Source organism: Psychromonas arctica, from assembly GCF_036697365.1.
GTDB lineage: Bacteria > Pseudomonadota > Gammaproteobacteria > Enterobacterales > Psychromonadaceae > Psychromonas > Psychromonas arctica_A.
Map to the genome: position 1 here is coordinate 220,997 of NZ_JBAHZA010000006.1, position 22,892 is coordinate 243,888.

22 protein-coding genes and 1 pseudogene are annotated in these 22,892 nt (G+C 37.0%); 17 read left to right on the forward strand and 6 right to left on the reverse strand.

Annotated elements, in window-relative coordinates; genetic code table 11:
* Nucleotides 1-5: 5 nt before the first annotated feature.
* The 10 genes from V5290_RS09210 to thiQ all read left to right on the forward strand — a co-directional run bounded on the left by V5290_RS09210 (nucleotide 6) and on the right by thiQ (nucleotide 7,564).
* Nucleotides 6-1,058 (forward strand): DUF2955 domain-containing protein, encoded by a 1,053-nt coding sequence (locus V5290_RS09210; RefSeq protein WP_333384414.1) that lies wholly within the window; start codon nucleotides 6-8, stop codon nucleotides 1,056-1,058.
* 76 nt (nucleotides 1,059-1,134) lie between these two features.
* Entirely contained in the window at nucleotides 1,135-1,596 is a 462-nt protein-coding gene (locus V5290_RS09215; RefSeq protein WP_333384416.1) for a DUF3465 domain-containing protein, read from the forward strand.
* A 77-nt stretch (nucleotides 1,597-1,673) separates the two neighbouring features.
* The gene (locus V5290_RS09220; RefSeq protein WP_333384419.1) at nucleotides 1,674-2,078 is read left to right on the forward strand and encodes a GFA family protein; all 405 of its coding nucleotides are present in this window, start codon (nucleotides 1,674-1,676) and stop codon (nucleotides 2,076-2,078) included.
* Nucleotides 2,079-2,367: 289 nt separating this feature from the next.
* Nucleotides 2,368-2,805: a hypothetical protein gene (locus V5290_RS09225; RefSeq protein ID WP_333384422.1), complete on the forward strand. Its 438-nt coding sequence runs from the start codon at nucleotides 2,368-2,370 to the stop codon at nucleotides 2,803-2,805.
* Nucleotides 2,806-2,853: 48 nt separating this feature from the next.
* Nucleotides 2,854-3,066, forward strand: a complete 213-nt coding sequence (locus tag V5290_RS09230) for a hypothetical protein (protein WP_333384425.1) — start codon at nucleotides 2,854-2,856, stop codon at nucleotides 3,064-3,066.
* Complete coding sequence (gene sodN, locus V5290_RS09235) at nucleotides 3,063-3,566, forward strand: superoxide dismutase, Ni (RefSeq protein ID WP_333384427.1); 504 nt, start codon at nucleotides 3,063-3,065, stop codon at nucleotides 3,564-3,566. Before V5290_RS09230 ends, sodN begins: the two co-directional genes overlap by 4 nt.
* Before the next feature lie 23 nt (nucleotides 3,567-3,589).
* Nucleotides 3,590-3,880: a S24/S26 family peptidase gene (locus tag V5290_RS09240; RefSeq protein WP_333384430.1), complete on the forward strand. Its 291-nt coding sequence runs from the start codon at nucleotides 3,590-3,592 to the stop codon at nucleotides 3,878-3,880.
* 336 nt (nucleotides 3,881-4,216) lie between these two features.
* Nucleotides 4,217-5,218 (forward strand): thiamine ABC transporter substrate binding subunit, encoded by a 1,002-nt coding sequence (gene thiB, locus V5290_RS09245; protein WP_333384432.1) that lies wholly within the window; start codon nucleotides 4,217-4,219, stop codon nucleotides 5,216-5,218.
* Nucleotides 5,219-5,244: 26 nt separating this feature from the next.
* On the forward strand, nucleotides 5,245-6,861 hold the full coding sequence (gene thiP / locus V5290_RS09250; RefSeq protein WP_333384435.1) for a thiamine/thiamine pyrophosphate ABC transporter permease: 1,617 nt from the start codon (nucleotides 5,245-5,247) through the stop codon (nucleotides 6,859-6,861).
* Nucleotides 6,854-7,564: a thiamine ABC transporter ATP-binding protein gene (gene thiQ / locus V5290_RS09255; protein WP_333384438.1), complete on the forward strand. Its 711-nt coding sequence runs from the start codon at nucleotides 6,854-6,856 to the stop codon at nucleotides 7,562-7,564. Before thiP ends, thiQ begins: the two co-directional genes overlap by 8 nt.
* A 10-nt stretch (nucleotides 7,565-7,574) precedes the next feature.
* On the opposite strand, the gene cra is transcribed toward thiQ, so the two are convergent.
* Nucleotides 7,575-8,555: a catabolite repressor/activator gene (gene cra, locus V5290_RS09260; protein ID WP_333384439.1), complete on the reverse strand. Its 981-nt coding sequence runs from the start codon at nucleotides 8,553-8,555 to the stop codon at nucleotides 7,575-7,577.
* A 270-nt stretch (nucleotides 8,556-8,825) separates the two neighbouring features.
* Here cra and fruB point away from each other — a divergent pair, with 270 nt between their 5' ends.
* The 3 genes from fruB to fruA are packed head-to-tail and all read left to right on the forward strand — an operon-like array spanning nucleotide 8,826 to nucleotide 12,697.
* Nucleotides 8,826-9,959, forward strand: a complete 1,134-nt coding sequence (gene fruB, locus V5290_RS09265; RefSeq protein WP_333384442.1) for a fused PTS fructose transporter subunit IIA/HPr protein — start codon at nucleotides 8,826-8,828, stop codon at nucleotides 9,957-9,959.
* Nucleotides 9,960-9,961: 2 nt separating this feature from the next.
* A complete protein-coding gene (gene pfkB, locus V5290_RS09270) occupies nucleotides 9,962-10,921 on the forward strand; it encodes a 1-phosphofructokinase (RefSeq protein ID WP_333384445.1) in 960 nt (319 codons plus the stop codon).
* 30 nt (nucleotides 10,922-10,951) lie between these two features.
* Entirely contained in the window at nucleotides 10,952-12,697 is a 1,746-nt protein-coding gene (fruA, locus tag V5290_RS09275) for a PTS fructose transporter subunit IIBC (protein ID WP_333384448.1), read from the forward strand.
* A 100-nt stretch (nucleotides 12,698-12,797) separates the two neighbouring features.
* Here the strand turns inward: fruA and proB are convergent, their stop codons facing one another.
* On the reverse strand, nucleotides 12,798-13,898 hold the full coding sequence (gene proB, locus V5290_RS09280; protein ID WP_333384451.1) for a glutamate 5-kinase: 1,101 nt from the start codon (nucleotides 13,896-13,898) through the stop codon (nucleotides 12,798-12,800).
* 594 nt (nucleotides 13,899-14,492) lie between these two features.
* On the opposite strand from proB, the gene ahpC reads away from it, so the two are divergent.
* The 3 genes from ahpC to V5290_RS09295 all read left to right on the forward strand — a co-directional run bounded on the left by ahpC (nucleotide 14,493) and on the right by V5290_RS09295 (nucleotide 17,810).
* A complete protein-coding gene (ahpC, locus tag V5290_RS09285) occupies nucleotides 14,493-15,056 on the forward strand; it encodes an alkyl hydroperoxide reductase subunit C (RefSeq protein ID WP_220149722.1) in 564 nt (187 codons plus the stop codon).
* A 196-nt stretch (nucleotides 15,057-15,252) separates the two neighbouring features.
* Complete coding sequence (gene ahpF / locus V5290_RS09290) at nucleotides 15,253-16,848, forward strand: alkyl hydroperoxide reductase subunit F (RefSeq protein ID WP_333384454.1); 1,596 nt, start codon at nucleotides 15,253-15,255, stop codon at nucleotides 16,846-16,848.
* A gap of 803 nt (nucleotides 16,849-17,651) precedes the next feature.
* On the forward strand, nucleotides 17,652-17,810 hold the full coding sequence (locus V5290_RS09295; RefSeq protein ID WP_113818064.1) for a YqaE/Pmp3 family membrane protein: 159 nt from the start codon (nucleotides 17,652-17,654) through the stop codon (nucleotides 17,808-17,810).
* Nucleotides 17,811-17,898: 88 nt separating this feature from the next.
* Here V5290_RS09295 and V5290_RS09300 read toward each other — a convergent pair whose 3' ends face one another.
* Both V5290_RS09300 and V5290_RS09305 read right to left on the reverse strand, forming a co-directional pair.
* A complete protein-coding gene (locus tag V5290_RS09300; RefSeq protein WP_333384457.1) occupies nucleotides 17,899-18,312 on the reverse strand; it encodes a hypothetical protein in 414 nt (137 codons plus the stop codon).
* A 95-nt stretch (nucleotides 18,313-18,407) separates the two neighbouring features.
* Entirely contained in the window at nucleotides 18,408-18,818 is a 411-nt protein-coding gene (locus V5290_RS09305; protein WP_333384459.1) for a hypothetical protein, read from the reverse strand.
* A gap of 548 nt (nucleotides 18,819-19,366) precedes the next feature.
* Between V5290_RS09305 and V5290_RS09310 the strand changes: the two are divergent.
* Nucleotides 19,367-19,501 (forward strand): annotated as a pseudogene (locus V5290_RS09310) (excalibur calcium-binding domain-containing protein); the annotation flags it as partial.
* A gap of 327 nt (nucleotides 19,502-19,828) precedes the next feature.
* Here the strand turns inward: V5290_RS09310 and V5290_RS09315 are convergent.
* Entirely contained in the window at nucleotides 19,829-21,040 is a 1,212-nt protein-coding gene (locus V5290_RS09315; RefSeq protein WP_333384461.1) for a DEAD/DEAH box helicase, read from the reverse strand.
* 119 nt (nucleotides 21,041-21,159) lie between these two features.
* On the reverse strand, nucleotides 21,160-22,764 hold the full coding sequence (locus tag V5290_RS09320; protein WP_333384462.1) for an ABC-F family ATPase: 1,605 nt from the start codon (nucleotides 22,762-22,764) through the stop codon (nucleotides 21,160-21,162).
* Nucleotides 22,765-22,892 lie beyond the last annotated feature (128 nt).

The window sequence follows — 22,892 nt, forward strand, 5'->3', positions numbered from 1 at the left end:
GCGTGATGACACAAGAAACAAAAGAAAAAGCTCCTGAGTTGGACGAGAATGGCTTGCGTCAAGCATTACGAATTGCTGGTGGCTGTACTTTAGGCTTTACCATTTGTAAGCTAATGGAGTGGCCATATGGTATCTTTTTTACTGTTTATCCCATGCTGTTATTAGGAATGGTACCGACGTTAAGTAAAAGTGTTATCCGTCAGTTTTTTGGATCTGCGGTGTTTTGTGCTTTCGTTGTTTTAGTGTTGCAAGGTTACTTGTCTCATCTCCCTGTAGTGATGACTGGATTCGCATTTTTAAGTTTCTGTGGATTATTTTTTGTCATGAGTAATGGTCGGGCTTTTTTGTTTGGTGCATTAGGTGTTGTTAGCTTGTCAATCCAGTTACATTATTCCAGTTATGTTGATCAAGGAAGTAGTATTTATCCATTAATTATCAGTAACATAACTGCTATTACATTAACCGTGTTAATAGCATTATTAATGCATCTATTATTCCCTGATATCGAGCCTAGAACACCACGAACAATACCTAGTAAAAGTAAACAAAGTATTCGTCATGAAGTGTTATTGTGTGCAACAGTTGCGACGTTATCATTTATTGTTTTTCAAGTATTGGACTTGCAAGACTCTATTTCAGCTCAAGCTGCATCGGTTTTAATTTTATTTTCATTATGCTGGAAAGCGGTGGGTGTCGCGAGTTGGCATCGAGCTGTGGGCACTTTAATTGGCTGTAATATTGCTCTAGTATCGCAATTAATTTTATATAACCATGCAGATATTTTATTATTTTCTGTTTTTATATTATGGTTGCTGTCTTTTATCTTTGCTCGCTTTCATATTTTGGGAGGTGGAGCACCCGGTATTGGCTTTGGTGTTTTAACTACTTTTGGTATTCTATTTGGTCAATACCTAGGGCCGGATAAGACATTTGTTTATAGTACTTTATATCGTTTTAGTTCAGTATCTGTGGCAATTGTTGTGAGTTTAATTGCTGTTTATGTTATGCATATAATACTCAACAGTTTTAGCGTTACACGTCATCATACTTATATGTAAGTAATCAAGGATAGATCATGTACATTAGTCTTTTCCTCATTGAGCTAAATTCCCTTAGTTATAATGAGTGCCTGCCATGAAGAATATTATTATTTTTCTCATATTATTAGCTTTTGGTTTATATCAGTGGATAAGCAGTAAAAGTAAAAATAACACTGTTGTTGAGGAGAAAAAAGAAACCCCGGCGTTAACTGTAGAGCGTAATTCTCATGATGATATCGAAGCTGCTTATCTCGCTAAAAAGCGAGAAGTTCAAGTCAAGGGGAGTGGTGTTGTTGTTAAGTTATTAAAAGATGACAATGAAGGTTCTCGTCATCAAAAGTTTATTTTACGACTGACTTCTGGTCAAACTATCTTATTTGCCCATAATATTGATTTAGCACCAAGAATTAATAGCATTGCCCGTGGAGATCATATTGAATTTTATGGGCAATATGAATGGAATGCACAAGGAGGAGTTGTGCATTGGACACATAAAGATCCTAAAGGAAAACATCTAGCGGGGTGGTTAAAACATAAAGGTGAAATATACCAATAATAAAATACCAATGATGATTTTTATTTAACCTGTGCTAGGGTAAGATTATCCATTCTAGATACAGTTAAGAGGATTCTATGTCGAGTATTTCAGGTAGTTGTTTATGCGGTAAAATTTATTTTGAAAGTGAGAATAAATTTACTAGCTTCCACCTTTGCCATTGTATCCAATGTCAAAAAGTAACCGGCTCTGCTCATGCCTCAAATATTTTCACCGAACCCGATAATATTAAATGGCTAAGTGGGCAAGAATTAGTAAAACGTTTTGATGTACCTGGACGTACTATATCAACTGCTTTTTGTGCTGAATGTGGTGCCCCTGTCCCTTATCTTTCTCTTGATAATAAAAGCTTGATTATTCCTGTTGGTTGTTTAAATGGAACCCCAGAAATTGCTCCACAGGATAATATTTTTTGTTCAGAAAAAGCAGCATGGTATGAGCAAGCAATTACTGCGAAGTGTTTCGATAAATTCCCAGATTAGCCTGCATAATTAATTTACTTTACTTGTTAAAATAACTTACTTCTTCGCTTTTTTTTTTGCTAAAGGAGTAAGTGTTAAAGGTGAGATTATATTCGTTAATCATTAAGATATTCTGTTCTTGTCACTCAAGTTAAGCAGCCCTACTAAATTTCAATTATTTTATTATATATCTGTCCCCTAGCCTTTGTGATTAAAATCAACAAATGATAACTATTCTTAAATGGCTTGAATTTCTTTTGATTTTTATTGATAATGATTCCTATTACTTTTAATTTGATTGAGGTAATCAATGCAAAATTGGGAAAATTTAACTAAAAAAGCTAATAAAGCTTATTCAAATCATGACTTCTCTGATGCGCTTGTTCTAAACCAACAAGCTTTAAATATATTAGAAACTTCTTTTCATGAACATTTTAAAGTTGATATTGAATCCTATATTTCAGCTGCCGCTGTTAGTTTTTTAAATCTCGCTGAATCTTATGTTGCATTAGATAACCCGCTGCTTGCGAATAACCAATATGAGAATGCGATTAACTTCTTACAAGCCGTCTTGTCGCATTCGGAAATTGAAAGCCAGCATTATTGTTTAGTGATGCATACCGTCACACGCATTCGATGTGAATGGGAGATGTTTAATGAACAGCAATCTAAACAGTCATCACAAAATAAACAGGTATTTAGTACATTTACCAAAGCGCCTTACTCGGGACAAGTTATCCACCATTAACTCTCAGCCTCTAAAGAGGCCTTTTATGTTTATCAAAAGGAAGTAAAAATGAAAAAAATAGTAAAAAGCTCTGCGGTGTTAAGTGCACTAATGGCGGTTAGTCAAGTTGTACAAGCTCACCCAGGACATGATCATTCTCATTGGGCGAGTAATTCTATTCATTTACTAACAGTACTTGCCGTTGCTGCGGTTGTTGTCGTAGGAGTTGCTTATAAAAAATCACGCGGTAAAAATGCAACAACTAAAGGAGAAAAAGCATGATTCATCGTCTATTTCAATCAATTGATAAAGCGCTTCACTTTAAAACAGCAAAAGCACATTGTGATATCCCATGTAAAATTTATGATCCTTCTACAGCCCAGCTTGCTGCTTTAAGTTGCGTGCGTCTAATGGATTTAATTAAAGAAGTAGAGGATAAAGGTGAATTAGGCGTTGCCGATTATGCACAAGTTGCTCGTCTAGTCAGTGAAAAAGAGTCTGCAAGCACAGAAGTGAAAGAAGCTGTACGTATCATTTGGGGTGATTACTTTAAAGCACCGCAGTTTGAGCAATTACCTCATGCTCATGAATTGACTCATAATATTATGTTACAAGCTTCAAAATGTAAGCAAAGCATTACACGAGAAGAAGGTGAAAAACTTGTTGAATTAGTTAATGAATTTGCCGCTGCATTTTGGTTAACCAAGGGGGTAGAAACATATACTGCTGCGTGTCCTTATCCACCGGCACTAGATGTTGTTTACCCAGACCTTAAAGCATAGATATTGATTAAGTTAGGTCGATAATGTTAAGCGTGGTTAAGGTACAAGGTGTGAGCATGGCTCCTCGACTTAAAGATGGGGACTATGTGGTGATCAATCGTTTTTATTCTCGAATAAAAGTAGGGCACCTTGTGGTTGTTAATCACGCAACTTATCAACATATGATTAAACGGGTACAAAAAATTAATAGTAATGGCTCCCTGTGGCTCACAGGCGAGAATGAAAATAGTGTTAGACCTGAAGCAATGGGCTGGATTCCGGCAGCTCGCATCTTAGGAAAAGTTATATTTTGTATCCGAGCTAAACCTGAATAAGAAGCAATTTCTTATTTTTTAAGTTAGATGGTCTTCAATTCATAAAAGTATTCTTCACTTTAATAAATTCTTTTTTATATTCACATTTATTAGTACTATTATTTTAATTAAAATTAAATCAATAAAAAGTATAGTTTAAATTTAAATTTGAATTTGAATTATAAGTGTAATGAGCTAGGTATTTGCGATCTAAGTGTAATAAAACCCATCTTTAGATTGCTCATCGAAATGTAATCAATCACAATGCACGCCTAATGATCCTAAGGTAATAATGGGTCATTGTGTGCATCGGCTTAAATGTCGACTTTCTCTACTTAACTATAAATGGATGACATAGTGAAAAAGAAATTAACAACGTTATTAATATCAGGGACTTTGATAGCAACATCGGCGTTGGCTGCTTCTGAACAAGAAAAACTAACGATTTATACTTACAGCTCTTTTGCCTCTGAATGGGGTCCTGGGCCTAAGATTGAAGCCTCTTTTGAAAAATTTTGTGAGTGCGATCTCGAGTTTATTGCACTAGATGATGGTGTCACTATTCTCAATCGTTTGCGCTTAGAAGGTAAAAGTAGTGAAGCTGATATTTTACTAGGGTTAGACGATAGCTTAATGGCTACCGCTAAAAAAAGTAACTTATTAGCTAAACACAATATTGACTTGAAACCAGTCAATGTAGAAGACGGTTGGAAAGATGATACTTTTGTACCATTTGATTACGGTTACTTTGCATTTATTTACAACAGTGAAAAATTAAAAAATCCGCCTAAAAGCATGAAGGAATTAGTGGAAGATCGCGACGATCTTAAGATTATCTATCAAGATCCCCGTACTTCGACGCCTGGTTTGGGTTTTATGTTATGGCTAAAGGCTATCTATGGTGATAAAGCGCCAGATGCTTGGAAAAAGTTAGCAGCCAAAACTGTGACCGTAACAAAAGGGTGGTCTGAATCATATAGCATGTTTTTAAAAGGCGAGGCTGATATGGTGTTGTCTTATACAACATCTCCTGCTTACCATATTATTGCTGAAGGTAAGCAACAATATGTCGCTGCTAGCTTTAGTGAAGGTCATTACCGCCAAGTAGAAGTGGCTGCCATCGTAAAAAATACAAAACACAAAGAGCTTGCGACTACTTTTATGAATTTCATGTTAAGTGATGCATTTCAGTCGGAAATCGCAACTGGAAATTGGATGTATCCTGTTACTAACGTACTTTTACCTACTGAATTCGAACAGTTAACATTACCCGTTAAAATGTTAACTTGTGATAGTGAACAAGTAGATAAATACCGTAAAACATGGACGAGAGAATGGTTAACATCGTTAACTGAATAATCGGTTAATTGAGGTCTAGAGTGATAATGAAACAGATTAAAAAGGTTCAAATACCTGGGTTATTACTCTCTTTAGGCATCTTCTTGTTTGTATCGATGGCCGTCGGTACTTTACTAACACATTCATCTGACCTGGATCTTGCTATGATCTGGTCAGATAGTTACTACAGACACATCACTAAATTTAGCTTTTATCAGGCTTTTTTGTCTACTCTGTTAAGCATCGTATTAGCAATACCTATAAGTCATGCACTCTCAAGACGAACCTTTTGGGGAAAAAGCTTTTTATTAAAACTTTTCGCAACAACCTTAGTATTACCTGTGCTAGTTGCGGTTTTTGGTATCCTTGCTATTTATGGTAATAGTGGCTTATTAGCTAACCTATTTACCTATTTTGAAGCAAAATTACCTTTTTCTATCTTTGGTTTAAATGGTATTTTATTAGCCCATGTATTCTTTAATCTTCCCTTTGCTTGTCGTCTTTTTTTGCAAGGCTTAAATTCAATTCCTCAGAAACAACATCAACTCGCTAGCCACTTAGGCTTAAAGCATTGGAATAAATTCCGTTTAATAGAGTGGCCTTATATCGCAGGGCAAATACCTCATACTGCAGGTTTAATTTTTATGCTGTGTTTTACTAGTTTTGCTGTGGTGATGGCGCTTGGCGGTGGACCAAAGTCAACGACTATCGAGCTAGCAATTTATCAAGCGATTAAATTCGATTTTGATTTGCAAACCGGTGCTTTATTAGCGTTGTGGCAAATTTGCTTATGTGGGATTTTAGCTATCTTTATCCAAAAATTTTCTCGTCCTGTATTGCTGAGTACTAATTTCCAAGGCGCAGCTAATACATTTCCTCATGATACTTTTTTATCTAAGTGCTGGGATATATTTTGGATCTCATGCATCACTCTATTAGTTGTACCACCTTTAGCCATGGTACTTATCTCGGGCATTAACCCCAAAATTTGGACTGTAATTGCAGATTTAGGTTTTTGGCTTGCTTTGAAAAATTCCATTATAATTGCTGTTTTTGCTGGCTTGATTGCAGTTGTATTTGCTTTTTTTATTCTCTTAGCGAGCCGCCAATGGCGTTTAGTTGGCTTGAATAATAGAGCTGATAAAATAGAGATGTTAGCAACTATTATTTTGGTTACACCAGGGCTAGTGATTAGTACTGGTTTGTTTTTATTGTTACGTGAATTTTCGAGTTTTTCTTCGTTGTCTTTGTATATTGTAATTGCTGTTAATGCACTAATGGCTTTGCCTTTTACATTGAAAAGCTTGGCTGTTCCTATGTTACAAAATGCTCAAAAGTACGAGCTATTATGTCGTAGTTTAGGTATTTTCTCCTTGTACCGTATTTACTGGGTAGAATGGAAGTCATTAAAATATCCAATCTTGCAGGCTATGTCTTTGAGTTTTGTTCTATCTATTGGTGACTTAAGTGCAATCGCGTTATTCGGTAGCCATTCTTTTAGTACATTACCTTTGTACTTATTTCAGCTACTTGGCAGTTATCAATTAGACTCTGCAGCAGTGGTTTCATTAGTTTTATTAATATTAAGTGTGGGGACTTTTATGGTTATTGAAAGCCTATTTAATGAGGCAACACCCCAGGCTAAAAGAGCAAAGAATGATTGAGTTTTCACAAGTTTATTATCACTATCAACAACAAAACTTTACTTTTGATCTGAATATTGAAGAGGGTAGCATTGTCGCTATCTTAGGGCCGAGTGGTGCGGGGAAAAGTACTTTACTCAACTTATTAACGGGGTTTATTGATCCTGTGAAGGGAGATATTACGATCAATGGTAAGTCAGTATTAAATCGAGCTCCACATCAACGGCCATTATCTATACTATTTCAGGATAATAACCTATTTAGTCATTTATCTGCTTACGATAATATTGGTCTGGGATTACACCCTGGTTTGAAGCTTAATGAACAACATAAAAAGCGTTTACAAACTGCAGCACTTCAAGTGGGCGTTGAGGACTTATTAGAACGCTTCCCTGCTCAGTTATCTGGTGGCGAACAGCAACGTGTCGCTCTTGCTCGTTGTTTTGTACAACATAAACCTATCTTACTGTTGGATGAACCTTTTTCTGCATTAGATCCTATTTTACGAGTATCTATGTTAGAGCACGTAAAATCATTAGCTGAATCAGAGGGTGTCACCGTATTAATGGTCACACATCATGTTGATGATGCACGAGCTATTGCATCAGATTTTATTTTTGTGGATCAAGGCAAAGCATTAAGCGTAGAAAAAATAGCACACTTAAATACAAGCCATCACAATGTTAACCTGGCTAGCTTTATTAGTGCGGAAGTAAATCAATAAAGTGTACTATTTATCTACGAATGACTATTTTTCTAGGTATTAACTCAATCCCTGCCTGATAACGTTTAGCCGACGCATTAAGTGCTAGTGCTAAAGCACTATCTGCGATTAACTCAAACTGTTGAGGTAAAGAGTTAATCTTAATAGGCAAAAAGTCGAGTAATCTGTTATCACCAAATGTACCTAACTTGAGTTTGTCCATTAAGTTTGGTTGATCAATCAATACATCTAAAATGCCTTCTAATAAAGTATAAGAGGTGACAATGATTGCATCAGGTAACTTATTTTCAGCTATCCATGTGTTTAAAATCGCTTTCCCTGATTCGCTATTAAAATTATCACCATAACCACTGATTACCTTTAAACCTTGCTCTTTAACTTGTGCTTCAAAGCCAGCATGACGTTGACGAGAAATATTAAGATGAGGTAATGCGCCAATTAACCCAACGGATTTAACTTCTTTAGAAATTAAAGAGGCGGTTAGCTCATAAGCACCATCAAAGTCTTCACTAATTACACACCCAAAATGTTCATCATCTAAAGCGCGGTCAATGGCAATGATCGGCGTACCTTGTTGCTGGATAGGCAGGTAGTAATTACTGCCATCGGCTAATGAGCTAGCAACAAATAAAGCATCAATACGACGGCTTAATAAAGCCTTCACTAGATTTTTTTCTGTCTCAGAGTCATCGTCAGAGCAACCAATGAGAATTTGATAGCCTGCTTTGCGCGAGTTACATTCTAATAGCTTTGCGAGCTTGGTATAACTACTATTTTCGAGATCTGGGATAATTAAACCAAAAGAGCGACTGCTACCAGCGCGTAAAGAAGAGGCTGCATGATCCGGACTATAATTGTGCTCATTAACCACTGCCATCACTTTTAACTGAGTCTTTTCACTAATTCGATACTGCTTTGCTTTACCATTAATGACATAACTTGCTGTGGTTTTTGACACGCCTGCTAGTTTTGCAATTTTGTCTAATGTCATTGTTTGGATCCTTAATTTTGTCGGCAAGATCATATTAATGACGATCTCTTTTATTAACTGGTTGCATTATACGCTGAATCGATTCAGTATAAAAGCTGAAACGATTCAGTATTGTTTTAGCTTGGCAAAAAGGTGATTTCATAACGAACTTTAATTTTTTACTGGCTAATTTACATTAACTGAATTTTTTTACATTACTTGCTGAATCGATTCAGTTTTGGTGGGGATGTAATAATTAATTCTATAAATATACGTGAGAGGTTCAGGTTGATGCTGACACTAACCAACAATGACATCACCATGGCACAAGCTGCTAAAGACAAAATGGCTGCGATTGAAGTACTGGCAAAACAGATGAATGAGCGAGGTTTAGTCACTGCTGAATATGTGACTGGCATGCTAAATCGAGAGGTACAAAATTCAACATTCTTAGGAAATGGTATTGCTATTCCACATGGCACAACCGATACCCGATCATTAGTAAATCAGACAGGTGTAGTTATTCATCATTTTCCTAACGGAGTGGATTGGGGAGATAGCAACTTAGTTTATGTTGCAATTGGTATCGCAGCTAAGTCAGATGAGCACTTGGATATCTTAAAGCAGTTAACGAAAGTGTTATCCGTTGATGGAATAGAAGACAAATTAAAAGTCGCAACTAATAAAGAAGATATTATTTCGTTATTGAATGGAGATGTGCAATTTGAAGCTGACTTTAATCAACAGCTTATTCAATTAAACTTCCCGGCGACGGATATCATTCAAATGACTGCTGTTGCTGGCGGTTTGTTAAAAAACCAAGATGCTGTTGATAGTCCGTTTGTAGCAGAATTAGTAGTTAAAGAGCCAACCCATTTAGGCAACGGCTTATGGCTTATTAGTGGCGAAAAAGCAGTTAAACGATCTGCAATGGCTTTTGTAACCACGAGTGAGCTTTGTAAGATAAATAATAAAGAAGTAAAAGGTTTGATTGCTATTGCAGCTTGCAACCATACTCACCAGCATTTTTTAAAAGTGTTAAGCGATTGTGTTTTTGAACAGCAGCAAGAGCAGTTACTAACCGCCACTCTTGATAAATTAATCGATTTATTTTCTGCGAGTAAAAGTACTGACATCAAAACTGATGATGCATTGACCGGCACATTTAAGATCAATAATACCCACGGATTACATGCTCGACCAAGTGCTATGTTAGTGGCAACCGCTAAAGAGTTTAACGCCAATATTATGGTTAAAAATTTAGATGGAGAATCAAAGGCTGTGAATGCTAAAAGCTTGATGAAGGTGATTGGATTAGGCATTAAATATGGTGATAGATTGGAGTTTATTGTTGATGGTGATGATGCGTCATTGGCATTAAAAGCGATTGGTGAAGCGATAGCTTCTGGACTAAGTGAGGGATAAAAATGAGTGATTTAAATAATAAAGTAGTCACTATCACTTTGAATCCTGCATTAGATCTGACGGGGAGCGTCAATGAATTGAATCTAGGGACTGTAAATTTAGCCCATACAGGTTCACTCCATGCTGCCGGTAAAGGAGTTAATGTTGCTAGAGTACTGTCTGATTTAGGTGCTCAAGTGACAGTAACTGGGTTTTTGGGGCGTGATAATGATGCTTTATTTTGTTCTCTATTTGAAAAAATGAATGCGCAAGATCAGTTCGTGCGTGTTGATGGCGCTACGCGCATTAACGTTAAGTTAGTGGAAGAAAATGGACAAGTTAGTGATATCAACTTCCCTGGTGTAAATGTGACAGCACAAGCGATAGCAGAATTCGAAGGAAATTTATGGACGTTAGCTGAAACACATCAGTTTTTTGTATTAGCAGGAAGCCTTCCAACAGGAATTTCACCAGAGCTGTGTGCAAGTTGGATTCAAAAACTCCATGAGATGGGCAAAAAAGTTATTTTCGATAGTAGTCGTACGGCATTGACTGCTGGGTTAACTGCACAACCTTGGTTAATTAAGCCTAATGATGAAGAGTTATCTGAGATAGTCGGTACAAAATTAACGTCTCCACAAGCTTGTCAACAAGCGGCTGAAGATTTGGCTGCTACAGGAATCGACAACGTGGTGGTCTCATTAGGGGCAAAAGGAGTGATGTGGTTAGCTAAAAATCAACAGCAACCTCAGTGGCGTTTTGCCCAGCCACCTAAAATGACAGTCGTTAGTACTGTCGGTGCTGGCGACACCCTAGTAGCTGGTTTGTGCTGGGGACATTTACAAGCTTGGCAACCAGAACAAATTTTATCTTTTGCTACTGCGCTTTCAGCCTTGGCTGTATCGCAAGTTGGCGTAGGTGTAGAAAGTATTAAAACCGTTACTGAATTGCAAAAAAAAGTAACGCTAAATAACCTTTTTTAATCGTTTTAGAAATTGAGTTAAGGATTGATTATGAAAAATATTGTAATAGTAACGGCCTGCCCAAGTGGTGTAGCAAATAGCATCATTGCTGCGGGTTTATTAAAAAAAGCAGCTGAGGCATTAAACCTAGTCGCAGTGATCGAATGTCAGTCAACGGTATTGCCTGTCGACGTATTAACAGAACAACAAATAGTTGATGCCGACGCAATACTGATTGTTAGCAATGGTGAAATCGATAATAGTCGTTTTTTAGGTAAAAAAGTCTATCAAGGGAGTATTTCAGAGTGTACGAGTAATGCGACATTGTGGTTAGAGACTGCATTAACTCAATTAACCGTATTAGATGCCACAAAAGTAACTGAAGTATCTACACTTGTACCTACCTCTTCTGAATCGGGTAGTAAAAAACATATTGTAGCGATTACTGCTTGTCCAACTGGTGTCGCCCATACTTTCATGGCTGCGGAAGCATTGGAAGCGGAAGCGGAACGTCAAGGTTATACTATTAAAGTAGAAACACGCGGGTCTGTGGGGGCAAAAAATCAATTAACAGACCAAGATATTAGTGCTGCTGATTTAGTCATTATTGCTGCTGATATTGAAGTGTCATTAGATCGTTTTAATGGCAAACGCTTATATAAAACCAGTACAGGTCTAGCGTTAAAGAAAACTCAACAAGAGGTCGATAAAGCCTTTGCTCAAGCGAGTGTTTATCAAGGAACAGGAAAAGTAAATGGCGCGCCTAGTGAAGAGAAAAAAGGTGCTTACAAACACCTTATGACAGGTGTTTCACATATGCTCCCAGTAGTTATTGCTGGTGGTTTGTTGATAGCCTTATCTTTTATTTTTGGTATTGAGGCATTTAAAGAAGAGGGCACCTTAGCGGCCACATTAATGGATATCGGTGGTGGAGCTGCCTTTGCGTTAATGATTCCAGTTTTAGCTGGCTTCATCGCGTTTTCAATCGCCGATCGACCTGGGTTAGCACCTGGTTTAATTGGTGGTATGTTAGCAAGTCAATTAGGAGCTGGTTTCCTTGGCGGTATTGCCGCTGGTTTTATTGCGGGTTACGCCGCTAAGTTTATTGCTGACAAGGTATCACTACCGCAATCTATGGAAGCACTAAAGCCTATTTTAATTATTCCATTTTTAGCAAGTTTAGTGACCGGTTTAGTGATGATTTATATCGTCGGTGGCCCAGTTGCTGCGATCATGGCCGCATTAACTGAGTTTTTAACCAATATGGGGTCAACCAATGCTGTACTTCTAGGTATCGTATTAGGCTGTATGATGTGTTTCGACTTGGGTGGACCAGTGAATAAAGCAGCTTACACATTTGGTGTTGGTTTATTAGCTTCTCAATCATACGGTCCAATGGCAGCTATTATGGCGGCAGGTATGGTACCTGCGTTAGGTATGGGCTTAGCGACTTTCTTAGCCAAACAAAAGTTTATTGCAACGGAACAAGAAGCTGGTAAAGCCTCTTTTGTATTGGGCTTATGTTTTATCTCTGAAGGTGCGATTCCATTTGCAGCTAAAGATCCAATGCGTGTTATTCCAAGCTGTATGTTAGGTGGGGCAATCACAGGTGGTTTATCTATGTTATTTGGTGCACAGTTATTAGCACCTCATGGTGGATTGTTTGTGCTGCTTATTCCAAACGCAATTACGCCGGTATTAATGTACTTAGTTGCGATTGCAGCTGGGACGTTAGTAACTGGTTTCACTTACGCTTTCTTAAAAAATAAAGCAGATGTACAAGCAGCTAGCGCTTAAATGCGATTGCTATGATCGTTATAAACTAAATTGCTAAAACTAAAAAGGGGATAACGACTTCAGTCGTTATCCCCTTTTTAATTGTTTAAGTTTGTATTAATTAATCGGTTGCTTCGTGCTCTAATACCGCGATATTTTTATCTGATACAAGTGGGCCCGTTTGGTGATGTGCGTCAGTTTCATCTTCAGTAATATAGTTAAGTAAACAACTACTGTAGTTTGCTTCCGCTTTAGCTACATGTTTACCGTCATCACTGCGGATTAATATAGTATCACCTGCAGAGAATTCACCATGAACCTCAAGGATTTCATTGCTGGTTAGTTGGTCACAGTGTTCATCCAATGGATATTCAAATCCATCTTCAATAACGACTTCACCTTGTGCTTTTGCTGTATGTGTCATCCAATGTAAATCTTCTTCCATTGGTTTTGCATAAGGGGCAAAAATAGTACCAGGATTTTTACCTAGTATTAATTGCTCAAAAGAATGTTCTTTAAAGCCGTTAATAATGTAGGTGGTTAAACCATGTGACGTTGCTTTTTCTGCTGCTTCTATTTTTGTCTGCATGCCACCAGTACCAACACTACTATGAGCACCACCTGCCATGTCAAAAATACTTTGATCGATAGTATTTACGTTTTTAATCATTACCGCATCGTCATTAGTGTGCGGATTTTTATCGTATAGGCCGTCGATATCTGAACAGATAATTAGGGCGTCAGCATCCGCCGCTGCGGCTACCATTGCAGATAGATTGTCATTATCGCCTACTTTTAAAGCATCGGTTGTTACAACATCATTTTCATTTACTACTGGTAAAATACCATGGTCAAGCAATGCAAAAATAGTTTCACGTACACTGTCGTAACGTTCACGGTCTTGGAAGTCACCGTGAGTTAATAAAATTTGTGCAGAAGGGAAGTCGAAGAAACGATCCCAGGCAGCCATCATCTCGTTCTGGCCCGCTGCAGCCATCGCTTTTTTTATTGGTAATGAAGGCTTGTCAATATTGCCAAAGAAGTGAGCGCCTGCGGCTACTGAACCTGAAGATACCAGGATGACTTCTGTGCCTCTGTCTCGGCATTGTAAAATAAATTTGGCGATATGTAATAGGTAACGAGAACTGCAGCCTTTTCTTTCAGGGGCTATTAGTGCACTACCAACTTTTAATACAATTCGATTCCACTTATGATTTTTCATATTTTCTCTTTTAGCTTTTTTACTGCATTACTCTTTATTTTGATATACAACATTAATCGCAAGAGTAAGAAGCGATTAACTGCTTTAGATAACTATGTTAAATCAGCAATTTCATAGCTCTATTCGGATAACTAAATTGTTAGATTGTGTTTTAGGAACGGATGGAACTTGGAGGGGGAAGGTTGATTGATATACGATAATTTCTCATGAGAGCCATTATTTTATGTCCTGCCTTACTAGGTTGATTCAAAGATTAATTACATAAAAAAAAAGGTCTTAAATATGTAACCGTATCTAGTGTAACATATTTATAACAACTTTTTGTTTAATTTTTAGTCACAGGAAATAGACTCGATATATATTGGAAAGTTCAGGCTTTATTATAAATCTACTTTTGATTGCACTACTTTTATTTTATACTTTGACGCTCATTGTGATAAATCTGTCACCAACCTACAAAAAACAAAAAATAGTCATTGGCTATTAAACTAATTGAAACTAACAATTTTACCTATTGAGATTTTTACTACATAATGCTTCACATGGACTCGGGGAACGAGTTCAAATAGTAAATAACCCAAACTTAATAGGAATATCAAAATGATCAATACTAAATTGAAACCATTCAACGCAAGTGCTTTTAAATCTGGTGAGTTCGTAGAAATCTCAGAGCAAGACGTACTAGGTAAATGGTCTATCTTTTTCTTCTACCCTGCTGACTTCACTTTTGTATGTCCTACTGAATTAGGTGACGTTGCTGATCACTACGAAGAGCTACAAAAACGTGGTGTTGAAGTTTTCTCTGTATCTACTGATACTCACTTCACTCACAAAGCATGGCACGACAGTTCAGACACTATCGGTAAAATCAACTACTTCATGGTTGGTGACCAATCAGGTAACATCACAAATAACTTCAACGTTATGCGTGAAGGTCAAGGCCTTGCAGACCGTGCTACATTCCTAATCGATCCAGAAGGTACAATCCAAGCAATGGAAATCACTGCTGAAGGTATTGGCCGTGACGCTGAAGACCTACTACGTAAAGTTAAAGCTGCACAATATGTAGCTGCTCACCCAGGTGAAGTATGTCCAGCTAAATGGAAAGAAGGTGAAGAAACACTAGCTCCTTCTTTAGACTTAGTAGGTAAAATCTAAGTCTAAAAAGCTAAGTAACTTAATTACTGCTTAGCACTAAATAGACCTTAGCCAGCAAGGCTGAGGTCATTTAAAAATAGATTTTTATAAAGCCTTATTGACGAGAGAGTCGATTTTTAAATTAACCAATTTGCTTATTCACGTTTTTTATTAAACGTGCACAAACACAGCTATAAAAAATTAAAAGGGTGGAATTATGTTAGACCAAAATATGAAGGCGCAATTAAAAGCGTACTTAGATAACTTAAAAACAGAAGTAAAACTTGTTCTTAGTCTTGATGATAGTGAAACAGCTAAAAAGCTTAAAACACTAGCTACTGATATTGCATCACTACATGATAAAGTATCTGTAGTAGAAGATCAATCAGCAAGTACTCGTAAACCAATCATGCAAGTGGTTAACCCAACTAAAAATACTGCTATCGGTTTTGCTGGTTTACCAATGGGTCACGAATTTACATCATTAGTATTAGCGTTATTGCATACTGGTGGTCACCCAATGAAAATTGATGCTGAAGTGATTGAACAAGTACGTAACCTTGAAGGTGATTTTAACTTTGAAGTATTCATCTCTTTAAGCTGTCAGAATTGTCCTGATGTTGTACAAGCATTAAACATGATGGCTGCGATTAACCCAAGCATCAAAGCAACTATGATTGATGGTGGTGCGTTCCAAGATGAAGTTGCAGAGCGTAACATCATGGCTGTGCCAAGTGTTTACCTAAATGGTGAAGTATTCACACAAGGTCGTATCACACTAACTGAAATATTAAGCAAAGTTGATACTGGTGCTGCGAAAAAGCAAGCAGCAGCATTAAATGAAAAAGACCCATATGAAGTACTAGTAGTTGGTGGTGGCCCAGCGGGTGCATCTGCTGCTATCTATGCAGCGCGTAAAGGTATCCGTACTGGTGTTGTTGCTGAACGTTTCGGCGGACAAGTAATGGATACAATGGCGATTGAAAACTTTATCTCTGTTAAAGAGACACAAGGTCCTAAATTAGCCGCTGCTCTTGAAGAACACGTAAAAGAATACGATGTAGATATCATGAACGAACAGCGCGCTGACTCAGTAGTTGCTGCAGAAAAAACGGAAGATGGTTACATCCACGTTTCTTTAGAAAGCGGTGCAACATTAAAAAGCCGTAGCGTTATCTTATCAACAGGTGCTCGTTGGAGAAAAATGAACGTACCTGGTGAGCAAGAATACAGCAACAAAGGTGTTGCTTACTGTCCTCACTGTGACGGCCCATTATTCAAAGGCAAAAAAGTAGCAGTAATTGGTGGTGGTAACTCAGGTATTGAAGCGGCAATCGACCTAGCTGGTATCGTAGCTCACGTAACTGTTTTAGAGTTCGCTGACACACTACGTGCTGACCAAGTACTAGTAGATAAAGCAAACAGTATCGCTAATATCGATATCATTAAGAGTGCACAAACTACTGAAGTAATTGGTGATGGTACGCGTGTTACTTCGCTTAAATACCTTGACCGTGTAAGTAATGAAGAAAATGAAGTTGAGCTTTCAGGTATCTTTGTTCAAATTGGTTTAGTACCAAATAGTGACTTCTTAAAAGACAGTGGTGTTGCTTTATCGCCTCGTGGTGAAATCGAAGTCAATGCAAAAGGTGAAACATCATTACCTGGCGTATTTGCTGCAGGTGACGTAACAACAGTTCCTTACAAGCAAATCATCATTGCAATGGGTGAAGGTTCTAAAGCAAGTCTAAGTGCATTTGACCACTTAATTAGAACACCTGCTCCAGTAGCAAAAGTTGCTGAAGTCGCTTAATTTGCAATAACAGTTTTTGTTACAGTTACTTAACTAAGTGACTGGTTATAACAACAGGTCAAATACTTTTGTATTTGGCCTTTTTTGTTTTTATAGTCTTCAAATTAATTAACGTTTATTCGAAAAACTCAATTTATACCAATCACACTAAGTAACTGATCTATTTTACTTATTAAAATAACTTATTTTTTTGTTGTAACTTTCGCAAATAGAACAACTATTTAACTTAAGTTACGCCTTAAACTAAGTCATTTTTCCTGCGCAAAATTTAGATCACTTATTTAATGTAATTGGTATTACGTTTTAAACAAAACTATTTTTCTAGGTGAAATGAACACACTTATACTGGCCCAGATAAATAACTACTCTACTTTTCTTATCAGAACAGCTCACTCTCTGGTTGTAAGTTTCATATAGGGAAGAACTTAGGTCTCATGGCCTTTCTTTGAAAGGCTAAAATTACGCCTTAAATTGAACTGTTTTTCCAGCATAAAATTTAGATAGCATATTTAACGTAATCGGTATTATTTAATAGCTGTTACATTCTTTATACCCATCGTGATATTGTTTTGCTTATTACCTTCTACTAAATAAAGCCTCAGACTGCATACTTATAAATTAGCTAAGCTAGAAGTTCATCCCATTTATAGTGCTTCAGTAAACTGTACTTATATCGATCTGATTGGAAATTCCCGTATAGCTTGTAGATTCCTTTATCTTTGATTAAAAAGTAGAAAATTTAGCTCATAGCTGAGGTTATGATATTGTAGATGAAATGATTACTTTAATTTCAGGAGGATATTTTGAATCAGCTAATAAATATTATTATTTGTATTTTTTTACCACCGCTAGCGGTGTTGTTGAAGTTTGGATTAGGAAAGGACTTTCTAATTAACTTAATTTTAAGTATTTTCTTCTGGGTGCCAGGGATTATACATGCACTATGGGTGACGACTCGTTAGGCTAAATTGCCTAAGATTAAAGTATTGATATAAAAATGCCCTAGTCATAACATGAGTAGGGCATTTTTGTTTATATTTAGGCTTACTATTATTTAATAGTAAATTTAACATCTGCATCACGTAGCAGGTATAGAGCAAAACAAGCTGCCCACATAGGCCATGCTGCGAAGAATAATAAGTTATTAAACGGGTCCGCATATTTCGCAAACGCAGATAATGTTGAACCGCCGTGCATTAAAAAGATAAGGCCGTAAGTAAAGCGTTTTTTTATGCCCGCTACAAAAGCAAGTACTAATAGCAGTTGTAATGCACCTAGAATATAGGTGATCATATGACTAGAACCACCAATGCCGTAGAATTTATCTAATACACCAATTGAATGAGCTGGGTTAACAAACTTATCCAAAGTCCAAATAAACATAACAATAAAAACACCTACACGAAGCGCAAGTAAACTATTTTGTAGGCGATCCGTTAAAGCTGGGGAAATAGGTTGAGACATTGAGGTTTCCTTTTAGGTTTTATTATAGAAATTTTAAAAATGACTTTTATTAATGCAAATAAAAACCCAGCTAAAAAGCTGGGTCTCATGATTAATTATTTGATAGTGAATTTCACATCTTCATCACGTAACAGATAAAGCGCAAAACATGCAGCTAACATTGGCCATGCGGCAAAGAATAATAGGTTGTTAAAACCATCTATATATTGATTGTAAGCAGAGAATGTTGATGCAGCATGCATTAATAATATAATGCCGTAAGTAATACGTTTTTTAATACCTGCTAAGAATGAAAGTACTAGGATTAGTTGTAAAGCGCCGAGAATGTAAACAATAGTTGTACTACTCGCTATACCATAAAATATTTCAAATACTTTAGCGGTATGACCTGGATTAATAAACTTATCCATAGTCCACATAAACATAACGATGAAAACACCTAAGCGCAGTGCAACAAGAGCACATTGAAGACGATTATTTGTATCTGTTGATAAAGCTTGTGACATGGTTTTTCCTTAAATAAAATATAATAGTTTTAGTACAGAAATAACAAAGACCGTCATCAAATTTATTTAATTTCACATTTTTAAAAAATATTTTAATTATTTTTTAAAAATCACGGGTTGCCAATAAACTAAGTTACTTAAAACTGCTAAGGGAATATTTGAAGTTGATAATAGTTGTGAGCTTTTTTAGGCCATCTAAAATTAGATTAATAAAGACTAATAACTTCAAATGCTGAAAATACGTTAATAAAAAACAGGCTGAAATGAGAAAAACACTAATAATCTGTATCGTGCTAGCGGCTGGTTGGTACGGCAATAAGTTGTATAAAAATAATGAATTACCTTTTGTAAAACCTCCTTTATCAATAGTTTCTATTGATGACAAAATCAAATGTATAACTAAAGAAGGACGCATTTTATATGGTAAAGTTCCAGATGATGTCGTATGTGAGAAACGTGAGTCGGTTAAAGCTTCAATCGTTATACTTTCAAATGATAATAGCAAGAAAGAGCCTAATAAAAAAAGCAATGCTACTAATTCTGGATGGCAATGTGATGGGCGAACGTATTGTAGTCAAATGACGTCAAGAGCCGAAGCTGAGTTCTTTATTAATAACTGTCCAAATACTAAAATGGATGGGGATTACGATGGTATTCCTTGTGAAGGTGATTCTCGTTTCTGATAAGTAAATTGTGTTAAAGCGTAATAAGCTATGCCAATTACATCAAATAAATGAGCTAAGTTTGGCACAGGGAAAGTAATTGAGTTTAAGGTTTAATTTAACCTTCCTACGATTAACTTCGCTAATGATTTGTCGGAGAATTAATGCAAAGATATTAATTCTTTAATAGTTGCTCTATTTGTTAAAATTGCAACGAAGAAAGAAATTGTTTTAAAAAGTAAAAGAAAACTATTAATAGCGTGGTTGGTATTAGAAAAGAAAAAACTAAAAAGCTCAGTAAATCCTGAGCTTTTTCTGTCTATTAATTTAAGACTTAAACTTGCTTATTTAACGTTTGTTAGATTGGCGACGACGCCCTTTTTGTGCTTTCTTAGGCGCGTAAGCGGCATCAGAGTTAGGCACTACTAATTTTGGCTCAAACCCTTCAATAACTTCACGTTTAATAAAGTAACCTAGGTGTTGTTCAATAGCGCATAAGTTTCGGAAATCATCTCGCGAGACTAATGAAATCGCTTCGCCAGCAGCTCCTGCTCGACCTGTACGGCCAATACGGTGTACGTAATCTTCTGCCTCATCAGGTAGATCGTAGTTAACTACTCTTTCCAAATCATCGATATCAATACCACGCGCAGCAATACCTGTCGCTACTAAGAATTGAATTTTACCTGCTTTGAACTCTTCCATTAATTGCTCACGCATCGCTTGACTACGACCACTGTGGAAAGATTCAGCTGCAATTTCGCGTTTTTCTAACTGGCTAACTAATTTGGCCGCGCCACGTTTTGTTTCAATGAAGATCAAAGCCTGTTGCCATTTATTATCATGAATTAAATGACTTAATAATGCAGATTTGAATTCTTTATCGACAGTAATTAAGTGTTGTTCAATCTTTGGTACTGTTACGTTTTCAGGTGTAATCGAAATTTCAACGGCATCCGTAACTGCAGTTCTTGCAAGAAAGCGCACTTGCTTTGATAGGGTTGCTGAAAACAATAGGTTTTGACGTTGCTCTGGTAACTTTTCAACGACTTTATTAATGTCACTAATAAAGCCCATATCTAACATACGGTCAGCTTCATCGATAACTAAAATAGTGGTTTCATCAAAATGAATAGCACGACGTGTGTACATATCCAATAAACGGCCTGGTGTAGCAACAAGAATATCTACACCATCAATCAAACGTTGTTTCTGTGGTTCGATGTCGATACCACCATACATTGCCATTGAGCTGATATTAATATGTTTAGCGTAATGTTGGATGTTCTCTTCAACTTGAATAGCAAGTTCACGTGTTGGTGTCAAAATAATTGCATGAACGCGTTTAGGACGAACCATTGGCGCATCAATTAACTTTTGTAAAATAGGCAAGACAAAGCTGGCTGTTTTACCTGTCCCTGTTTGTGCTGCTGCAATTACATTTTTTCCTGCTAATACTTTAGGAATTGCTTTTTCTTGAATAGGCGTTGGTGCTTGGTAACCTTGCTCGGTAACAGCTTGTACAATTGGATCGCTTAATCCAAGGATTGAAAATGACATTTCTTTCTCTCATTAAAAGCACAATGGCCAGTTAAACTGACCATTATGAGGTTAAATTATGTTGAGTAACGGCTTTAGGTTTATTCAACCAATTAGTACCGTTTTCATTAAATTGGATATTAAGCTAATTTTTTAGCTTCTTCCTGACTTGCTAGGTATTCGTTGTATGTACCTTGGAAATCAATAACTTGTTTATCTTTTATATCGATAATACGGGTTGCTAATGACGATACAAACTCACGGTCATGGCTGACAAAGATCAAGGTACCTTTAAACTCTTTTAAAGCATTATTTAGCGCATCAATAGCTTCTAAGTCCATGTGGTTAGTAGGTTCATCCATTACTAATACATTGACGTCTTGCATCATTAATTTACCAAATAATAGACGGTTTTTCTCACCACCAGAACAGTTACGTGCTTTCTTGTTAGCGTCATCATCAGTAAATAGTAGACGACCTAAAATACCGCGCACCATTAAATCGTTATGTTTGCTTGTACGCCATTGCCCCATCCAATCCATTAACGTTAAATCGTTATCAAAGTCTTTAGAGCTATCTTGCGGGCAGTAACCGATAGAGGCATTTTCAGACCACTTAACTACACCTTCATTATGTTGTAAGTCATTCACTAAACAACGCATAAAGGTCGTTTTACCGACACCATTCTCACCAATAATAGCCAGTTTAGCACCAGCTTCTAAGATGATATCGCCGCCGCTAAATAATGGACCTTCATCAAAACCATGGCCTAAGCCTTCTAATACTAGGGCTTGGCGGTGCATTTTTTTGCCTTCATCAAAAGATAAAGAAGGGTGAAGACGGCTGGTTGCTTTGACTTCATCCAGTTTGATCTTATCCATTTTCTTTGCTCGAGAACTTGCTTGTTTCGCTTTAGATGCGTTAGCACCGAAACGGTTTACAAAGTCTTGTAGTTCATCTATCTCGGCACTTTTCTTCGCGTTTTCTGATAATAATTGCTCACGAATCAATGATGATGCTTCTAAGAAGTACTCGTAGTTACCTGGGTAAATACGTAGCTCACCGTAGTCAATGTCGGCCATGTGTGTACACACAGAGTTTAAAAAATGGCGGTCATGCGAGATGATAATCATAGTACAACGACGTTTGTTTAACTCGTCAGACAACCAGTTGATAGTATTAATATCCAAGTTATTGGTTGGCTCATCCAGTAATAGTAAATCTGGATTTGCAAATAATGCTTGTGCTAATAACACTCGCAGCTTCCAACCTGGCGCAACTTGTTTCATCAAACCAAAATGGAATTCTTCTTCGATACCTGCTGCTAGTAAAATATCACCGGCACGGCTTTCTGCTGTGTAACCATCCATTTCTGCGAACTCGCTCTCTAGCTCACCTACTTTCATGCCATCTTCTTCTGACATTTCTGGCAAGCTATAAATACGGTCACGCTCTTGTTTGACTTTCCATAGCTCTTTATCACCCATGATCACTGCATCAATAACCGTGTATTCTTCAAAGGCAAACTGGTCCTGACTTAAGGTACCCATTTTGATGCCGGGATCTAAAGAAACATTACCAGCGCTTGGCTCTTGTGCGCCAGTTAGGATTTTCATGAAGGTTGATTTTCCGCAACCATTTGCACCAATTAAACCGTAACGGTTGTAGTTACCAAATTTGGCAGAAATGTTTTCAAATAAAGGCTCAGCGCCAAATTGCATTGTAATGTTTGCGGTAGATATCAAAATCAAGGTTCCATCAGTTAAGAGCAGCAGGGTAGATAAAATAGCATTACCAAGCTACAGAAATATTTAGGTCGGGCAGTATACAGATTAAGCAGCGAAAATATCGAATTATGTGATGAAAAGCAGCG

Excerpts from the sequence above, each read along its gene's own strand:
- proB (WP_333384451.1), bottom strand. The coding sequence starts at position 13,898 with ATGAAAAATCATAAGTGGAATCGAATTGTATTAAAAGTTGGTAGTGCA.
- pfkB (WP_333384445.1), top strand. The coding sequence starts at position 9,962 with ATGAGTGATTTAAATAATAAAGTAGTCACTATCACTTTGAATCCTGCA.
- V5290_RS09305 (WP_333384459.1), bottom strand. The coding sequence starts at position 18,818 with ATGTCACAAGCTTTATCAACAGATACAAATAATCGTCTTCAATGTGCT.
- ahpF (WP_333384454.1), top strand. The coding sequence starts at position 15,253 with ATGTTAGACCAAAATATGAAGGCGCAATTAAAAGCGTACTTAGATAAC.
- fruA (WP_333384448.1), top strand. The coding sequence starts at position 10,952 with ATGAAAAATATTGTAATAGTAACGGCCTGCCCAAGTGGTGTAGCAAAT.
- V5290_RS09230 (WP_333384425.1), top strand. The coding sequence starts at position 2,854 with ATGAAAAAAATAGTAAAAAGCTCTGCGGTGTTAAGTGCACTAATGGCG.
- sodN (WP_333384427.1), top strand. The coding sequence starts at position 3,063 with ATGATTCATCGTCTATTTCAATCAATTGATAAAGCGCTTCACTTTAAA.
- thiQ (WP_333384438.1), top strand. The coding sequence starts at position 6,854 with ATGATTGAGTTTTCACAAGTTTATTATCACTATCAACAACAAAACTTT.
- V5290_RS09300 (WP_333384457.1), bottom strand. The coding sequence starts at position 18,312 with ATGTCTCAACCTATTTCCCCAGCTTTAACGGATCGCCTACAAAATAGT.
- V5290_RS09210 (WP_333384414.1), top strand. The coding sequence starts at position 6 with ATGACACAAGAAACAAAAGAAAAAGCTCCTGAGTTGGACGAGAATGGC.
- V5290_RS09225 (WP_333384422.1), top strand. The coding sequence starts at position 2,368 with ATGCAAAATTGGGAAAATTTAACTAAAAAAGCTAATAAAGCTTATTCA.
- V5290_RS09215 (WP_333384416.1), top strand. The coding sequence starts at position 1,135 with ATGAAGAATATTATTATTTTTCTCATATTATTAGCTTTTGGTTTATAT.
- fruB (WP_333384442.1), top strand. The coding sequence starts at position 8,826 with ATGCTGACACTAACCAACAATGACATCACCATGGCACAAGCTGCTAAA.
- thiP (WP_333384435.1), top strand. The coding sequence starts at position 5,245 with ATGAAACAGATTAAAAAGGTTCAAATACCTGGGTTATTACTCTCTTTA.
- V5290_RS09220 (WP_333384419.1), top strand. The coding sequence starts at position 1,674 with ATGTCGAGTATTTCAGGTAGTTGTTTATGCGGTAAAATTTATTTTGAA.
- V5290_RS09315 (WP_333384461.1), bottom strand. The coding sequence starts at position 21,040 with ATGTCATTTTCAATCCTTGGATTAAGCGATCCAATTGTACAAGCTGTT.
- V5290_RS09240 (WP_333384430.1), top strand. The coding sequence starts at position 3,590 with ATGTTAAGCGTGGTTAAGGTACAAGGTGTGAGCATGGCTCCTCGACTT.
- cra (WP_333384439.1), bottom strand. The coding sequence starts at position 8,555 with ATGACATTAGACAAAATTGCAAAACTAGCAGGCGTGTCAAAAACCACA.